Source organism: Ensifer sp. EB106-05-01-XG146 (genome assembly GCF_058791875.1).
In genome coordinates, this window is the sequence record NZ_JBYTDX010000001.1 from 1,518,337 (window position 1) to 1,534,801 (window position 16,465).

The 16,465-nt window shown below is 62.0% G+C and carries 15 protein-coding genes; 6 read left to right on the plus strand and 9 right to left on the minus strand.

Translation table 11 applies throughout. The features are described from left to right. Positions 1 to 363: 363 nt before the first annotated feature. Positions 364 to 3,144, plus strand: coding sequence for a DNA gyrase subunit A (gene gyrA / locus AC3WVQ_RS07505; RefSeq protein WP_034791267.1), 2,781 nt, complete (start codon positions 364 to 366; stop codon positions 3,142 to 3,144). Positions 3,145 to 3,245: 101 nt separating this feature from the next. Here gyrA and AC3WVQ_RS07510 read toward each other — a convergent pair whose 3' ends face one another. Beyond that, positions 3,246 to 4,160, minus strand: a complete 915-nt coding sequence (locus AC3WVQ_RS07510; protein ID WP_492382922.1) for a LysR family transcriptional regulator — start codon at positions 4,158 to 4,160, stop codon at positions 3,246 to 3,248. A gap of 101 nt (positions 4,161 to 4,261) precedes the next feature. Here AC3WVQ_RS07510 and AC3WVQ_RS07515 point away from each other — a divergent pair, with 101 nt between their 5' ends. Further along, positions 4,262 to 5,269 carry an NAD-dependent epimerase/dehydratase family protein gene (locus tag AC3WVQ_RS07515; RefSeq protein WP_090295520.1) on the plus strand — a complete coding sequence of 336 codons (1,008 nt, stop codon included), beginning with the start codon at positions 4,262 to 4,264 and terminating at the stop codon, positions 5,267 to 5,269. Between the two features lie 40 nt (positions 5,270 to 5,309). Here the strand turns inward: AC3WVQ_RS07515 and AC3WVQ_RS07520 are convergent, their stop codons facing one another. Continuing rightward, the gene (locus AC3WVQ_RS07520; RefSeq protein WP_090295517.1) at positions 5,310 to 6,182 is read right to left on the minus strand and encodes a lytic transglycosylase domain-containing protein; all 873 of its coding nucleotides are present in this window, start codon (positions 6,180 to 6,182) and stop codon (positions 5,310 to 5,312) included. Positions 6,183 to 6,360: 178 nt separating this feature from the next. Then, positions 6,361 to 6,870 (minus strand): GNAT family N-acetyltransferase, encoded by a 510-nt coding sequence (locus tag AC3WVQ_RS07525; protein WP_090295516.1) that lies wholly within the window; start codon positions 6,868 to 6,870, stop codon positions 6,361 to 6,363. Positions 6,871 to 6,907: 37 nt separating this feature from the next. On the opposite strand from AC3WVQ_RS07525, the gene AC3WVQ_RS07530 reads away from it, so the two are divergent. After that, entirely contained in the window at positions 6,908 to 7,477 is a 570-nt protein-coding gene (locus tag AC3WVQ_RS07530; protein ID WP_492382686.1) for a helix-turn-helix domain-containing protein, read from the plus strand. Between the two features lie 2 nt (positions 7,478 to 7,479). On the opposite strand, the gene AC3WVQ_RS07535 is transcribed toward AC3WVQ_RS07530, so the two are convergent. From AC3WVQ_RS07535 to trxB, 5 genes are all read right to left on the minus strand, one after another. Then, positions 7,480 to 8,283, minus strand: a complete 804-nt coding sequence (locus AC3WVQ_RS07535) for an aminoglycoside phosphotransferase family protein (RefSeq protein WP_090295782.1) — start codon at positions 8,281 to 8,283, stop codon at positions 7,480 to 7,482. A gap of 63 nt (positions 8,284 to 8,346) precedes the next feature. After that, positions 8,347 to 9,468, minus strand: coding sequence for an alkene reductase (locus tag AC3WVQ_RS07540; protein WP_090295514.1), 1,122 nt, complete (start codon positions 9,466 to 9,468; stop codon positions 8,347 to 8,349). A gap of 42 nt (positions 9,469 to 9,510) precedes the next feature. Further along, entirely contained in the window at positions 9,511 to 9,801 is a 291-nt protein-coding gene (locus tag AC3WVQ_RS07545; protein ID WP_090295510.1) for an ArsR/SmtB family transcription factor, read from the minus strand. Positions 9,802 to 10,415: 614 nt separating this feature from the next. Beyond that, positions 10,416 to 11,312 carry a LysR family transcriptional regulator VtlR gene (locus AC3WVQ_RS07550; protein WP_034791460.1) on the minus strand — a complete coding sequence of 299 codons (897 nt, stop codon included), beginning with the start codon at positions 11,310 to 11,312 and terminating at the stop codon, positions 10,416 to 10,418. 116 nt (positions 11,313 to 11,428) lie between these two features. Then, a complete protein-coding gene (gene trxB, locus AC3WVQ_RS07555) occupies positions 11,429 to 12,403 on the minus strand; it encodes a thioredoxin-disulfide reductase (protein WP_034791290.1) in 975 nt (324 codons plus the stop codon). 624 nt (positions 12,404 to 13,027) lie between these two features. On the opposite strand from trxB, the gene AC3WVQ_RS07560 reads away from it, so the two are divergent. The 3 genes from AC3WVQ_RS07560 to AC3WVQ_RS07570 are packed head-to-tail and all read left to right on the plus strand — an operon-like array spanning position 13,028 to position 15,359. Beyond that, the gene (locus tag AC3WVQ_RS07560; RefSeq protein WP_034791292.1) at positions 13,028 to 13,498 is read left to right on the plus strand and encodes an Lrp/AsnC family transcriptional regulator; all 471 of its coding nucleotides are present in this window, start codon (positions 13,028 to 13,030) and stop codon (positions 13,496 to 13,498) included. Between the two features lie 9 nt (positions 13,499 to 13,507). Then, positions 13,508 to 14,329: a glycosyltransferase family 2 protein gene (locus AC3WVQ_RS07565; RefSeq protein WP_034791294.1), complete on the plus strand. Its 822-nt coding sequence runs from the start codon at positions 13,508 to 13,510 to the stop codon at positions 14,327 to 14,329. A 7-nt stretch (positions 14,330 to 14,336) separates the two neighbouring features. Then, on the plus strand, positions 14,337 to 15,359 hold the full coding sequence (locus AC3WVQ_RS07570; RefSeq protein ID WP_060517419.1) for a glycosyltransferase: 1,023 nt from the start codon (positions 14,337 to 14,339) through the stop codon (positions 15,357 to 15,359). Between the two features lie 38 nt (positions 15,360 to 15,397). Here the strand turns inward: AC3WVQ_RS07570 and AC3WVQ_RS07575 are convergent, their stop codons facing one another. Next, positions 15,398 to 16,456: a glycosyltransferase family 4 protein gene (locus AC3WVQ_RS07575; protein ID WP_090295508.1), complete on the minus strand. Its 1,059-nt coding sequence runs from the start codon at positions 16,454 to 16,456 to the stop codon at positions 15,398 to 15,400. Between the last annotated feature and the right edge of the window lie 9 nt (positions 16,457 to 16,465).

The following is a 16,465-nucleotide window of genomic DNA, read 5'->3' on the forward strand; positions in this document are numbered from 1 at the left end:
GCAAGCGGCCGGGCATTGGGAAGGGGCAGACAAACAAAGTCTCAGCAATGACTTAATCAGCAATCGCTGCGAGCGTAGAGGCCGGAAATCCGCGGCGAGTCGGGCTTTGACGGACAGGCTCTTCCGATTTCCGGCGCGATGCCCTAGAAAAGCCTGCTCCGGCGGCAAAAGACTGTTCACAACTGCTGTGCGGCTCACCGGTCCCGATTGGGATAACTGGGTGAATCGTACAGCGAATCAAGGCATTACAAGGACATCTTCACAGTCCGGCGGGCAAGTGGCGCCAAAGGCCGCAAATTGGCGCTTCCGATGGCAATCCGCTATAAATATCCGACTGATTCTGAACAAAGATCGTGATCACCATTGACTGAGCAAAGCACCCCCGGCGGCGGAAAAACTCCGCCAGGCATCGAGCCGATTTCCATCATCGAGGAAATGCAGCGGTCCTATCTCGATTACGCGATGAGCGTTATCGTCAGCCGCGCGCTTCCCGACGTGCGTGACGGTCTGAAACCCGTGCACCGCCGCATCCTCTACGGGATGAGCGAGCTCGGCATCGACTGGAACAAGAAATACGTCAAATGCGCCCGTGTGACCGGGGACGTGATGGGTAAGTACCACCCGCACGGCAACGCCGCGATCTACGACGCGCTGGCACGCATGGCGCAGGACTGGTCGCTCCGCCTGCCGCTGATCGACGGCCAGGGCAACTTCGGTTCGGTCGACGGCGACCCGCCCGCGGCCGAGCGCTACACCGAATGCCGCCTGCAGAAGGCCGCGCATTCGCTGCTCGACGATCTCGACAAGGAAACGGTCGACTTCCGCGACAACTATGACGGCACCCTGCAGGAGCCGGCGGTCGTTCCCGCGAAGTTCCCGAACCTGCTCGTCAACGGCGCCGGCGGTATTGCCGTCGGCATGGCGACGAACATTCCGCCGCACAACCTGGTCGAAGTCATCAACGGCTGCATGGCGCTGATCGACAATCCGGCGATCGAACTGCCGGAACTGATGGAAATCATCCCCGGCCCGGATTTCCCGACTGGCGCGCTGATCCTTGGCCGCTCGGGCATCCGCTCGGCCTATGAGACCGGCCGCGGCTCCGTCATCATGCGCGGCCGTGCGCATATCGAACCGATGCGCGGCGACCGCGAGCAGATCATCATCACCGAGATCCCGTTCCAGGTGAACAAGGCGACGATGATCGAGAAGATGGCCGAGCTGGTCCGCGAGAAGCGTATCGAAGGCATCTCGGACCTGCGTGACGAATCGGACCGCCAGGGCTACCGCGTCGTCATCGAACTGAAGCGCGATGCCAATGCCGATGTCATCCTGAACCAGCTTTACCGCTACACGCCGCTGCAGACCTCGTTTGGCTGCAACATGGTGGCACTGAACGGCGGCAAGCCCGAGCACATGACGCTGCTCGACATGCTGCGTGCCTTTGTCTCGTTCCGCGAGGAAGTTGTTAGCCGGCGTACGAAATACCTGCTGCGCAAGGCGCGTGACCGTGCCCATGTGCTCGTCGGTCTTGCCATCGCGGTTGCCAACATCGACGAAATCATCAAGCTCATCCGCCATGCGCCCGACCCGCAGACGGCGCGCGAGCAGTTGATGGAGCGCCGCTGGCCGGCCCATGACGTCGAGAGCCTCATCCGCCTCATCGACGACCCGCGCCACCGCATCAACGAGGACGGCACCTACAACCTCTCGGAAGAGCAGGCCCGCGCCATCCTCGACCTGCGCCTGCAGCGCCTGACAGCGCTCGGCCGCGACGAAATCGGCGACGAACTCAACAAGATCGGCGAGGAAATCAAGGATTACCTCGACATCCTGTCGTCGCGCCTGCGTATCATGAGCATCGTCAAGGACGAACTCGTCGCCATCCGCGACGAGTTCGGCACCCCGCGCCGGTCCGAGATCATGGAAGGCGGCCCCGACATGGACGATGAGGATCTCATCGCCCGTGAAGACATGGTCGTGACCGTCTCGCATCTCGGCTACATCAAACGCGTGCCGCTGACGACCTACCGCGCGCAGCGCCGTGGCGGCAAGGGCCGTTCGGGCATGGCGACCCGGGACGAGGATTTCGTTACCCGGCTATTCGTTGCCAATACCCATACGCCGGTTCTGTTCTTCTCCTCGCGTGGCATCGTCTACAAGGAGAAGGTCTGGCGCCTGCCGATCGGCACGCCGCAATCGCGCGGCAAGGCGCTGATCAACATGCTGCCGCTGGAACCCGGCGAACGCATCACCACGATCATGCCGCTGCCCGAGGATGAGGCAACCTGGGAAAACCTCGACGTCATGTTCTCGACGACCCGCGGCACGGTTCGCCGCAACAAGCTGTCGGACTTCGTCCAGGTCAACCGCAACGGCAAGATCGCGATGAAGCTCGAGGAAGAGGGCGACGAGATTCTCTCCGTCGACACCTGTACGGAGCATGACGACGTCATGCTGACGACAGCGCTCGGCCAGTGCATCCGCTTCCCGGTCGACGACGTGCGCGTCTTTGCCGGCCGCAACTCGATCGGCGTTCGTGGCATCAATCTCGGCGACGGCGACCGCATCATCTCGATGGCGATCCTTGGCCATGTCGAGGCCGAACCGTGGGAGCGTGCCGCCTATCTCAAGCGCGCTGCGGCGGAACGTCGGGCGACGAACGGCGACGAGGAAGAAATCGCTCTGGTCGGCGAGGAAGTCGCTGACGGCGGAGAACTGTCGAACGAACGCTTCGAGGAACTGAAGGCACGCGAACAGTTCGTGCTGACGGTCTCGGAGAAGGGCTTCGGCAAGCGCTCGTCGTCCTACGATTTCCGGACTTCGGGCCGTGGCGGCAAGGGCATCCGCGCCACCGACACCTCGAAGACGACGGAAATTGGCGTGCTCGTCGCGGCCTTCCCGATCGAAGACAACGACCAGATCATGCTTGTATCCGACGGCGGCCAATTGATCCGCGTGCCGATCAATGGCGTCCGGCTTGCGAGCCGCGCGACCAAGGGCGTTACCATCTTCTCGACCGCCAAGGACGAGAAGGTCGTTTCGGTCGAGCGCATCAGCGAACCGGAAAGCGACGAAGAGGAAGGCGAAGAGGCGGCCGTCGAGAACGGCGCAGCGGAAACGCCAGCCGAATCCGAAGATTAAGCGCTCGACTTGAAGTGCCAAGGAAACTGAAAGCCCGCCATTTTGGCGGGCTTTTTTGTGCGTAGGACTAGTATTGAGCAGCAGCGGGAGGTGTCTGAAAGTCAGATTTCGGTATTCGCGTCTGCAAGCGCAGTGCCACGAATATAGGCCCGCAGTCCCGCGGCAAGTGCGTCGAACGTGACGCGACAGCGGGGAGCCGTCTTCAGGTTCTCATGCATCACCAGCCAGGTATCGAGCTTCATCTCGAACAGGCCGGGCAGCACTGGGCGGAGGTCGGGATCGCGTGCCGCAAGTCCGTTCTGGCAGATGCTGACGCCGAAGCCGGCGCGGATTGCGGCCAATTGGGCAAGATTGCTGTCGGCCCTCAGCGCAAAGCGTGTAGCCGGCAGTTCGGGCGAGCGGGCGATGATCGCCCGGATCGCAGCAGTCTCTCGGTCGTAACCGATCAGGCTGTGATTGCTAAGGTCTGCCAGTGTCTGCGGCATGCCGCGTCGCTCGATGTAGCGGCGATGGGCGTGAAAGCCTAAGGGAACCGCGCCGAGATGGCGGGCGATCAGCGCATCCTGTGCGGGCGCCACCATGCGCACCGCGATATCGGCCTCCTGGCGCAAGAGGTCCTCGACCGTGTCCGAGGCGGAGAGCTCGATCGTCAATGCAGGATAGGCGGCGTGCAGTTCTGAAAGGATCGGCGGCAGGACCTCGATGCCGATGACTTCGCTGGCGCTGATGCGCACAGTGCCGCTGACCGTATCGCGCTGGCCCGACGCGGCGCGCAAGAGCGCAGCCGACGTCGCGGCGAGCGTCTCGGCATAGGGCTTGAGTGCCAACGCGGCGTCGGTCGGCAACAGACCGTGCGGGGAGCGCACGAACAGCGGATAGCCGAGTGTCGCTTCCATGGCGTCCACGTGCCGGCCAACGGTCGGTTGCGTCAGGCCAAGCTCGCGGGCGGCGGCTGACAACGATCCCTCCTTAAGCACGGCGAGGAATGTTCGGTAGAAATCCCAGCTCAAATCCATCTTGCTCATGGATTTCAGTATAGCCGCGCAAGGTTTTTCGGCAATTCCGTTTAGCTCGTGAATGCGTGATCCTGCCTTCATCGAAGCGGATGGAGTGTGACATGACCGAGATGCAGCAGAGAACAAGACGTGTGCTGGTGCTCGGCGCGACGGGCGGTATCGGCAGCGCCGTCGCCCGTGGGCTCCTCAGGCGCGGCTGGCAGGTGCATGCCTTGAACCGAAACGCCGCGACGGCGGCGCAGGCCGAGCCGGCGTTCGACTGGCGGCAAGGCGATGCCATGAACGCGGACGACGTTCGCACTGCTGCCGAAGGGGTGGATCTGATCGTGCACGCGGTCAATCCGCCGGGTTACCGCAATTGGGGCACCTTGGTGCTGCCGATGCTGGACAATACGATCGCCGCCGCCAAGGCCACCGGTGCACGCATCCTTTTACCGGGAACGATCTACAATTTCGGCCGCGACGCCTTTCCCGTCCTGACGGAGGACGCGCCGCAGAACCCGGATACCGACAAGGGTCTGATCCGCAGGGAGATGGAGCGCCGTCTGAAGGACGCCTCGGAGGCAGGTGTCGGCGTCATCATCGTGAGGGCAGGCGACTTCTTCGGTCCCGGTGCGGCCAATAACTGGTTTTCGCAAGGGCTGATAAAGCCGGGCAGAGCGTTGGGCGCGATTTCCTACCCGGGCCGCGAGGGGATCGGCCACCAATGGGCCTATCTGCCCGATGTCGCCGAAACCATGATCCGCCTCGTCGAGCGCGCCGAGGACCTGCCGCCTTTCGCCGTTTACCACATGCGCGGCTTCCTCGACCGCAATGGAACCGAGATGATCGCGGCGATCCGCCGGGTTGTCGGCAAGCCGGCGCTTCCCGTCCGGGCCTTCCCGTGGTGGCTGATCGACTTGGCTTCGCCCTTCGTTCCGCTCTTCAGGGAGTTGCGCAAGATGCGCTATCTCTGGCGCGAACCGTTGAGAATGCCAAACGAGCGGCTGCTTGCCGTGCTCGGCGAAGAGCCGCACACGCCGATCGACGAGGCGGTTGCAACGACGCTCGTCGGACTTGGCTGCCTGAACGCCCCGCGGGCGCTTCCGCAAGGGATTGCCGCAGGCTAGCGCGCGCTCATGTCCAGGATCGGACAGGCCTCGATAGCTGTCAGTTCCGGAAGACGAGGCAAGCGCCGCCACTCTTGCGGATGGTGGCGCAAAGCTTGTTCGCGTCCGCCTGGGTCTCGCGGCCGATGCGTGCGGCGTAGCGGATTCGCAGGCCGAAGCTGGCATTGCGCTCGCGCAGCAGAAGCGCCTTCTCGCTGCGGATCGGCTCCGGCAGGCGCTTGACGGCGCTGACGAACAGTCGCTGCGCCACTGATTTCTGGAAATGCGCGGCAAGCTGTACGCCCCAGGGCGCCCATTCGGCTTCGTCGATCACCTCGATGTCGCGGAGGTTGCGGGTGCTGGCGAGCGCCACACAGCCGTCGATGAAGCTCTTGTTCTTGTCGAGCGTCAGGTCGAGGATCTTCGGCGGATTGTCGCGCCAGTCCTCGACGCTGTAGGCGGTGATCGCGAGCACGTAGTTGCGCGTTTCCGCCGGCAGCCAATCGACCTCGAGAAAACGCTCCAGCCCGTTCTCGCCGGCATTGTAGGCGGCAGCCGCATAGCCGAGATTGCCGTAGCGCGACTTGAGTTCGTTCAGATACTCTGCCGACTTGCCAAGCGCCTCGACGACATCGAAGCTGTTGTTGAGCCCTCGCATCTTCGCCGTTCCAGGCATGAATTGCGCGATGCCTTCGGCACCCTTGGGGCTGACGGCATTGGGCCGGAACAGGCTTTCGCGCCAGATGAGCCGGGCGAAGAAGGCCGCGGGCAGGTCGTTGACCGTCGCATAGTGGTCGATCACGCCGCAGATATCGCGGGCGAAGTTTTCCTTGCTGATGCAGAGCGACTTGGCGGAGTCGGTGGCCGACGGGCCGGAATAGACGCACTTGGGCTGCGCGGCGAAGTCGTCGATACGAGCCTCTGCCTCGCTCATGTTTAATGCAGGAATGCTGACAGCCAACGCCAGTGCCGCTCTCGCGATACGCGCCCAGGCGCCCGATCTGACCTTCCGCCGAAGACCCACGTCAAAACATTTCCAGAAACAGTCCTTGAAGGTTCATAGCATCTCCCGCCGCCTAGACAAACGGCCATTGTCGAGGCGCCGCCGCGGGTTAGCGCGGCGAGCCCGTCGGAAGCACCAGTTGCATGAATGTCAGATCAAGCCAGCGGCCGAACTTCGTGCCGACCTCACGCTGCCGGCCGGTATCCTCGAAACCCAGTTGGGCATGAAGGCGGATCGAGGCTGCGTTCTCCGATTCGATGCCGGCGATCATCACATGTTTGCCAAGCCGTTCGGCCTCGGCGATCAACGCGACCATGAGTTTCCGGCCGATGCCGCCACCGCGCCGATCCTTGTGAACATAGACGGAGTGCTCGACCGTATGGCGATAGCCATCGAAGGCGCGCCAATCGCCGAAGGATGCATAGCCGATGACATCGCCTTCCTCGGAGACCGCCACCAGTACAGGATAACCCACGTCCGTGCGCGCCTTCAACCAGGCCACGCGATTGGCGACATCGACCAGGGTCTCGTTCCAGATCGCCGTCGTGTTCGCCACGGCGTCGTTGTAGATCTCGCAGATGACTGGCATATCGTCTTGGATGGCCGCCCGGATCAGCATGCTTGCTCCTCGCATTCGTTCACTATATGACTACGATATGAATACTAAAGTAGACAGTCTGGATCAACGGCTCAGTGAACGAATTCGTCTGGAAAGAGAGGGGCGCGGCTGGTCGCTGAGCGAGCTTTCGGAGCGATCGGGCGTCTCGCGCGCGATGATCCACAAGGTAGAGCGGGGCGATAGCAGCCCGACGGCGACGCTGCTGGCAAAGCTCGCCGGCGCGTTCGGGCTCACCATGTCCAGCCTGATCGCGCGTGCGGAGATTAGCCAGGGCAGGCTGTCGCGGCGCCAGGATCAGGCGGTGTGGCGCGATCCGCAGACCGGATATCTTCGGCGCCACGTCTCGCCGATGTCGGACCTGCCGCTGGAGCTCGTCGAGGTCGAGCTTCCGGCCGGCGCCGAGGTGCCGATCCCGGCATCCGCCTATGCGCTCCATCGCCGGTGGATATGGGTGACTGCGGGGCGCCTGACCTTCGTGGAAGGACTGGAGACCCATACGCTCGGCATCGGGGATTGCCTGGAGCTCGGCCCGCCGCAGGATTGCGTCTACCGCAATGTCGGCGGAGAGACCTGTATCTACGCCGTCGTCCTGTTGCGGACGGGTTGAGCCTAGCTGCCGAGCTCGGCGATTGCGATCCGCGCCATCGTAAGGTCGTTCTCGACGCCGAAATCGTCATGGTCTTCCAGGAACCAGGCTGCGGAAAGCCCGGCATAGGCAAGCACCCAGTTGAGAATGCGGTGCGGGTGAAGGCCGGTCTCCTTCGCGACAATCGGCAGATGCCGCTGCAGCCGGCCCGGAGCGGTGACCAGGGGCAGTTCCGGATTGCAGAACAGGTTGGCGTAGTCGTATCCGCGATCGCCGAGGACGCGTTTCGGATCGATCGCCAGCCAGCCGCGGTCGCCAAAATCGAGGATGTTGGCGTGGTGGACGTCGGCATGCAGCACGACCGGCGGTTCGGGATCTGCAAAAAGGCTTTTCGCCGCCTCGAGCGCGCGGGCAAAGAGACCGCCTTGAGCGGGAGCAGCCGTCTCCAGGGAAGCGAACCATTTGTCGAGTGGAACGAGACCGCCGGGAACCGGTGTTGAGCGCGGCGCATGGAGCTCGGCGACGGTGCGGCAGATGATGCGCGTCACTTCCTCGTCGCTTCCGGTCATCGCCATGTGGAAAAGGTTGCGCTGGCTGTCCGTGCGCTCCATCAGCACCGCGTCGCCATCGGCTTCATAGACCTTTGCAGCGCCATGCCCGTTCCAGTAGAGCAGGGGCAGGCGACCATACTTCTCTTCCGGGTCCTCGGCGACCTTGAGCATCGCCTGCTGGCCGCGATAGCGGACGGGGTAAAGACGGCTGGAGGGGGTTACGATGACGTCGCCGTCAGGATGCAATGACCATTTTTCTGAATATAGCGAAAACATAAGCTCTTCATTCCCAAAGACAAATGCCCCGCCGAAGAGGCGGAGCATTGCCATGTGGGAGTGTCAGGCGACCTGTTCAAGGGCTGGATAGTCGGTATAGCCCTTGGCGCCACCGCCGTAGAAGGTTGCCTGATCCGGCGCGTTGAGCGGCGCATCGCGCTTCAACCGTTCGACGAGATCCGGGTTGGCGATGAACGGCTTGCCGAAAGCGACAAGGTCGGCTTCGCCGTCCTTGACCGTCTTTACCGCGAGTGCCCTGTCATAGCCATTATTGGTCATCCAGGCAGCCTTGCCGCCGGCAGCGACATAGGTCGAACGCAGGGCGTCGTAGTCGAATGGCTGGTCGCCCTGCTGGTGGTCGCGCGGGCCGCCGGTCGCGCCTTCGATGATGTGGACATAGGCGAGGGGGTAGCGAGCGAGGTTCTTGACCACATGGCCGAACACCTCCTGCGGTTGCGGATCAAAGGCATCGTTGGCGGGAGTGACGGGCGAAAGGCGGATACCGACCCGGCCGGCGCCGATTTCATTCGTCACGACATCCATGACCTCGAACAAAAAGCGGGCGCGGTTTTCGATCGAACCGCCGTAGGTATCCGTGCGGTGGTTCGAACCCGAACGCAGGAACTGGTCAATGAGATAGCCGTTGGCCGCATGGATCTCGATGCCATCGAAGCCGGCGTCGATCGCGGCGCGCGCAGCCTTGCGATAGTCCTCGACGATCGCTTCGATCTCGGTGGTCTCCAGTGCATGCGGCTCGGAGGTTTCGGCAAAGGAGCCAGTACCGTCCGAATTGACCAGATAGGTCTTCGACTTGGCGCGAACGGCCGACGGCGCAACAGGCTTGCCGCCACCCGGCTGCAGAGAATCATGCGAAATGCGACCGACATGCCACATCTGGACGACGATCCGGCCGCCCTTGGCGTGCACCGCGTCCGTCACCTTGCGCCAGCCTTCAAGCGCTTCCGGCGTATAGAGGCCCGGAACGTCGGCATAGCCCTGGCCCTGCTGGGTGATCGCCGTTCCCTCCGAGATCAGCAGGCCTGCCGTCGCGCGCTGCTCGTAGTAGGTCACATTCAGGGTGTTCGGAACGGCGCCCGGGGATCGGTTGCGGGTGAGCGGCGCCATCACGATGCGGTTTTTCAGCGCGATGTCACCAATGGTGATGGGGTCGAAAAGCGAGGCCATGGGAGGTCCTTTCAGGGGGCTGCTTGGGAGAAGGTGGTTGATTCAGAGATCGCCGATGCTCTCGAGGAAGGCGGCGATCGTCTCTTCATCGCGGCGGTAGAAGATCCATTGGCCAACCTTGCGGGTTGTCACGAGGCCGGCGCGCTGAAGCACAGCGAGATGCGAGGAAACGGTCGACTGCGACAGGCCGCAGCGTTCGAACTGGCCGGCACATACGCCGAGATCGAGCGGATGCTCCTGGGTCGGAAAATGGCGCTGCGGCTCCTTCAGCCAGGCGAGGATGTTCACCCGCAAGGGATGGGCAAGCGCCTTGAGGATTTCGTCTCGGTCCATGGTATATCGCCATATCGTGTTTTAACGATAAATGTATCGCTAAAACACGATATTCAAATCACAAGACCGTGAGCGTGCTGCAGGCAAAAAAAGAGGGCCTCAAGAAAACTTGGGCCCTTGTAGTTGTGAAGGTAATAAGAACCTCCAGAGGGGAACAGCTAATGCGGTGGCGGGGAGGAGAAGCCACCAAGAATGCATCAGCTGCATTTTAATATGGGAAGCGAAGTATCGGCTTTCAATAGCCGGCTGTGATTTTCGTCACGTTTCGCCTGTATCTAACAGTAGACAAAAAAAGAGGGCCACAAGATGACTTGGGCCCTTATAAGTTGTGAAGGTAATTAAACCTCCAGAGGGGAACAGCTGCTGCGGTGGCACTGGGAGGAGAAGCCACCAAAGATGCATCAGCTGAGTTTGGTATGCTGCTTTTTTGGGCGCGCAACAATCATTTTCTGTGCATGACAGCCATGTCATGCGCGCATCCCTGCCTATTTCTGCGGCGAACAATAAAAATGCGCCGCACAATATAGACGGCGCATCCGTAATATCGATGTAAAAACAGATGGTTGACGGCCTCTTGGGGAAATGCTCGGAAAATGAGCATTCGCCGAAGCGTCTTAAAAGTTCCAGTTGCGGGCCTTGGCGACGATGTAGTCGCGGAAGACCTTGAGCTTCGCGGCGTTCTTCATCTCGTCCGGATAGCAGAAATAGGTATCGAAGGACGGGATGTCGGCGCTGATCGGCAGCTGGATGAGGCCAGGATCGCGGCCGACGATATAGTCGGGCAGCATGGCGACGCCGATGCCGAGCAGGCAGGCGCGCTTGATCGAGGTCTGGCTGTTGATCTGCAGGTGCGACACGCGTGGATTGTCGGAATCGCGGCCGGCGATCTCGAGCCAGTTCACGTCGAGCAGATAGTTCGGCGCCGGCTCGCCGAATGTGATGATGCGGTGGTTGTCGAGGTCCTCGACCGACTGCGGCTCGCCATACTTGTTGATGTAGGAGGGGGCGGCGTAAACGTGCATGTGCACGGTGAAGAGCTTGCGCTGGATGAGGTCCGACTGCTGCGGCTGACGCAGGCGGATGGCACAGTCCGCGTGGCGCATGTTCACGTCCAGCTCCTCATTGTCGAGGATGAGCTGAACCTGCACGTCCGGGTGCAGCGACATGAACTCCTGGATCTTGTCGGTGAGCCAGCCCTGGCCGAGCCCGACCGTGGTGGTGATGCGCAGCTTGCCGCTCGGCTTGTCCGTGGTTTCGCTCAGTTGGACCTTGACACTCTCGAGCTTCATCAGCACTTCATGCGCGGTGCGATAGAGGATCTCGCCCTGTTCCGTGAGGATCAGGCCGCGCGCATGGCGGTGGAACAGCTTGATGCCGACATCCTGCTCCAGCGAACTCACCTGCCGGCTGATCGCGGACTGCGAAAGATGAAGCTTGTCTGCCGCATGGGTGAACGACCCAGCCTCGGCCGCCGCGTGAAAAATGCGCAGTTTGTCCCAGTCCAGCGACATGTAGTCCCCCATAAGAAACCACTCCGGAAGACGGGGTCCTGTCTTCCGGGCGTGGCTGATGCATCTGTTCCCACACGGGCGAGGTGCCTCAGCGGCACCACCCCGATTCGCAGCTTCTATTCGGCTGCAATTGCGACGGGCATATGACCCGCCAGGTATTTCTCGGCCTCAAGCGCTGCCATGCAGCCCATGCCGGCCGCCGTAACCGCTTGACGGTAAATGTCGTCCGTCACGTCGCCTGCGGCAAAAACGCCGGGCACGTCGGTCGCCGTCGAATCGGCCGCGGTCCAAAGATAGCCGTTGGACTTCTGCCGAAGCTTGCCTTTGAAAAGTTCGACTGCCGGCGCGTGGCCGATCGCGACGAACACGCCGTCGGTGACCATGTCGGAGGTTTCGCCGGTCTTGGTGTTGCGCAGCTTCACGCCGTTGACGGAAGCGGGCATCGGCGGCTTGGCCGGCGCACCCAGGTATTCCGTGACCTCGTGATCCCAGATCACCTTGACGTTCGGCTTGGCGAACAGGCGCTCTTGCAGGATCTTCTCGGCGCGGAAGCTATCACGGCGGTGAACGACAGTGACCGTCTTGGCGAGGTTCGAGAGATAGAGCGCTTCCTCAACGGCCGAGTTGCCGCCGCCGACGACGATCACGTCCTTGTTGCGATAGAAGAAGCCGTCACAGGTGGCGCAGGCCGAGACGCCGAAGCCCATGAAGGTCGGTTCGGTCTCGATGCCGAGCCACTTGGCCTTGGCGCCGGTTGCGATGATCAGCGCGTCCGCCGTCCAGTCGTTACCGCTGTCGGTCTTGATGCGGAACGGGCGCACCGACAGATCGACATCGGTCACGAGATCGTTGACGATCTCGGCGCCGACATGGGTCGCCTGCTTCAGCATCTGTTCCATCATCCACGGGCCTTGGACCGGATCGGCATAGCCCGGGTAGTTTTCGACGTCAGTCGTGATCATCAACTGGCCGCCCTGTTCCATACCGGCGATCAGTACGGGCTCGAGCATGGCGCGCGCCGTATAGATGGCGGCGGTATAGCCAGCCGGGCCGGAGCCGATGATCAGCACTTTCACGTGACGGGCAGTCATAATCTTGTCCTTCGCTCATCGGAGAGGATTGCCTCCACATCCGATTCCATTGCGTCAATGGGAAATCGTCCCATACTTTAGGTATTCCCCACCATGACTTTCAAGAGTGCGCAGCCTGATACACACAAGTGCTTGAGCCTCAAGCCCGCTTTTGCCACCAGATGACGCGCTTAGGGCACAGGCGTCGGCCCGGCATCGATCCGCGCCTCGCGCCGACAATGGAGCGCTCTTCGCGTCGCTCCTGAAGATGTCCACCTCTATTTGCGCATCTACCGGCATCGCCAACGCCATTTTCCCGCGAATAGTCGGCCGGGCTGCTTGTTGTCCAGCGGGTTTGACGATATTTCACGCGGATTCACTTTGCTGGAGAAGCATATGGGGTTGAATGCCGGCCGTGCATGGTTGCACTGCGAAAGCGCTGCGCTCGGCCACGCACCGACTCGAGACGACCTTGCCCTTGACGAGCGCGCCTTGCTGAAAATCTCGACCGAGATGATCGCGGCAGCGCCGGGATAGGCAGACATCAGTCGACGTCGCCCGCCATCGGGGCAACCTCACCATCGGCAGACACAAGTTTTCGACTTTGCCTCGCGCTCAAAGTCACCACGAAAAGGACGAACGTTCATGACGAAACAAGTCGAGCTCGACGCTATCGATCTCAAGATCCTTCGCGAGCTCCAGCGTGATGGCCGGATGACCAATGTCGATCTCGCGCAAAGGGTCGGCATCTCCGCGCCGCCCTGCCTCCGGCGCGTGCGCAAGCTCGAAGAGACCGGCGTCATCAAGGGCTATCACGCACTGCTGAACGCACCGGCGCTCGGCTTCGATCTCGTCGCTTTCTGCATGGTCGGCCTGAAGCGTCAGTCGGAGGCCGACCTCAAGGCGTTCTCGGCCGCTACTGCAGAATGGCAGATCGTCCGGCAGGCCTGGACGGTTTCCGGCGAAAGCGACTTCCTGCTGCATTGTGTTGCCGAAAACCTCACGACTTTCCAGGATTTCGTCATCGAAGTGCTGACGGCCAATGAACGGGTCGACACGGTGCGCACGATGCTGACCATTCGCCAGGTCAAGGATATCGGCCTCGTCCAGATCTAAGGCCCGCCCATGAACAAGCTTCCGCTGTCCGCCTTCATCATCTGCCAGAACGAAGAAGCCTATCTCGGCAATTGCATCGAGAGCCTCGAGCAATGCTCAGAAATCGTCATCGTCGATTCCGGCTCGACCGACGGAACGGCAGCACTCGTGCAGTCCTACATCGACAAGGGTTGGCCGATCCGTTTCCTGCATGAGCCGTGGCGGGGCTATGCCGGCCAGAAGCAGTTCGCGCTCGACCAATGCACGCAGCCCTGGTGCTTCAACATCGATTCCGACGAACGCCTGGACGAACCGCTGAAGGCACTGCTGCCCTCGCTGCTCGATGCGCCGCCGGAGACGGTCGGCTGGCGCGTCGCGCGCAGGCCCTACCTCATCGGCTACGGCTACACGCCGGAGCGGGCGCACGAGCGGCGAAACCTGCGTCTGATCCGCCAGGGCAGGGGACGATACGATCTCAATCAGAAAGTCCACGAGGGGATCGTGCCGGATGGCGCGGTCGGCGCCGCTGCCAAGGGCAGCCTGCTGCACTATCGGCCGCTGATCATCGACGAGCAGATCCTCAAGGAAAACAAGTATTCGACGCTGAAGGCCGATCAGCAGTTCGCCGCCGGTAAGTCGGCGCGCCCTTACAAAATGCTGTTCAGCCCGCCACTCTATTTCCTTAGGCTTTATTTCCGCAACGGCCTGTGGCGCTGCGGTTTTCCAGGCTTCATTGAGGCGATGACGGGAGCGGTGTACGCTTTCCTGACCGCCGCCAAGATCTATCAGAGGCACGCGCTCAAGCGGCATCCGAACCATGACGACATGGATCGGCGCGCCAGCAAGCGGTGAGGTTTTCATGAAAGTCATGCATTTTCACTTCGGCAAGGATGGCGGCGCTGAGCGTTTCTTCGTCCACCTGGTCAACGCGCTCGCCGAGCGTGGCGTCGAGCAGACCTCGGTCATCCGCCATGGTCGTATCTGGAAGAAGGACATCGAGGGTGCGACGCGCATCATCGAAAGCAACTTCCGCAACCTGTCGCTCGACCGGATCCTCCTGCCGATGAAGGTCAGCAGCATGGCACGCCGCGAAAAGCCGGATGCGCTGTTTGCCTGGATGCCGCGCGCCAGCCGCCTGATGCCCAACTACAAGGGCTGCATCAAGATCTCGCGTCTCGGCGACTATCCGCTGCGGCTCGACTATTTCCGCAACACCGATTGCCTCGTCTGCAACACGCCGGGCATTGCCGAGCATGTGCGCAAGATCGGCTGGAAGCGCGACGTCGAAGTCATCTCCAACTTCACCGGAACCGAGCGGGTCGCGCCCATCAGCCGCGCCACGCTCGACACGCCTGAGAACGTGCCTGTGGTCATGTCGATGGGGCGCTTCGTTCCGCGCAAGGGCTTCCACACGCTGATCCAGGCGATCGCCAAGGTGCCGGACGCCTATCTGTGGCTCGTCGGCGATGGCGAAGAACGTGCAAATTTGGAGAAACTGGCCGCCGACCTCGGCGTAGCAAAGCGCGTGCGTTTCGCCGGCTGGCAGAAGGACACGCGGCCTTTCCTTGCCGCTTCCGACATCTTCGTGATGGCGTCGAGCCACGAGCCGCTCGGCAACGTAATCCTCGAATCCTGGGCGCAAGGGACACCGGTTGTTTCCAGCCGTTCGGAAGGGCCGCAATGGTTCATGCGCGATGGCGAAAACGGCTTGATGGTCGATATCGGTGACGCCGACGGCTTTGCCCAGGCAATCGACCGCATCGCGGGCGATACGTCGCTCGGTGAACGGCTTGCCGAACGTGGGCACGAGACCCTGATGAACCAGTTCTCGAAGCAGGCGATTACCGACGCCTATCTGAAGCTCTTCGCTTCGAAGCGCTGAGAGAGTCTAGTGCGAGGCTGCCACGCGGTGGCAGCCTGTCAGGGACGCATCAGGCGTTCATAGACCGCGTTGATCGCGCGGGCCTCGCCCTCTATCGCAAAGGATGCGCGGGTCAGCCCCAGACCGTTCGCGCCAGCCAAGGTCCGGCGATGATCATCGTCCATGAAGCCAGCCGTTGCCTCGACCATGGCCTGTAGATCGTTGGCGGCGATCACGGCGCCGGTTTCCTGCTCTCCGACGACGACCAGTTCCGAAAACGCGCCGACGTCGGTTGCGATAACGGGCACGCCTGTCGCCATCGCTTCGAGCGGCGTCAGCCCGAAACCTTCCCAGCGCTGCGGCGCGATGAAGAGATCGAGCCCACGATACCAGTCCGGAATGTTGGTGTGTTCGCCAACGAAACGGATGCGGTCGGTGAGCCCGGCCTTTGCGACCCGCTCTTTCAATTCGTTCTCGAAGGCGACGTGCGGGCCGGTGGCGCGACCGGCGACGATGGCACTCCAGCCAGGCCGGCACGGCAGAAGCCCAACCATGCTGTCGACGAAGAGATCCGTGCCCTTCTGCTTACGCACCCGCCCGAAGCAGCCGACATATTTTTGGTTGGGGTCGAGCCCGAGCGCAGCTTTGGCTGCCGCTGTGTCAACCGGCGGCTGGAAGCGCTTGGTATCTATGCCGTGCAGGATCACCGTGTTCGGCACTTGCAGATAGGCGGCGGTCTTGCCGCTGGTCGCGATTACCGCGTCCATTCGCGAAATCAGAAACTTGCTCCAGCCGGTGTGGCGGCGCTGCGACGCAGAGGTGAAGACGATCCTCAGCTTCATGCCGAGAAGGTCGCGCAGCACGATCGCCGGCAGCATTTCGACATTGCGGCGGGCATGCCAGACCCGGCAGGGCCGTCCGTCCGGTGCGCTCCACAGGCGCAGGAGATCGCGGAAGCGGATCGAGGGCAGGGTGTCAGGCAAACCCGGGCCAAGCACGGCGATCTTTTCGCCGAGCGCGCGCTGGATCGGAATTAACTGGATGATGGTGGACGTCACGCCCGAGAGGCGGCGCTTGAAATTGGGAGCGATGACCTCGACGTTCCGGATATCGGCCACGAAAGCGCA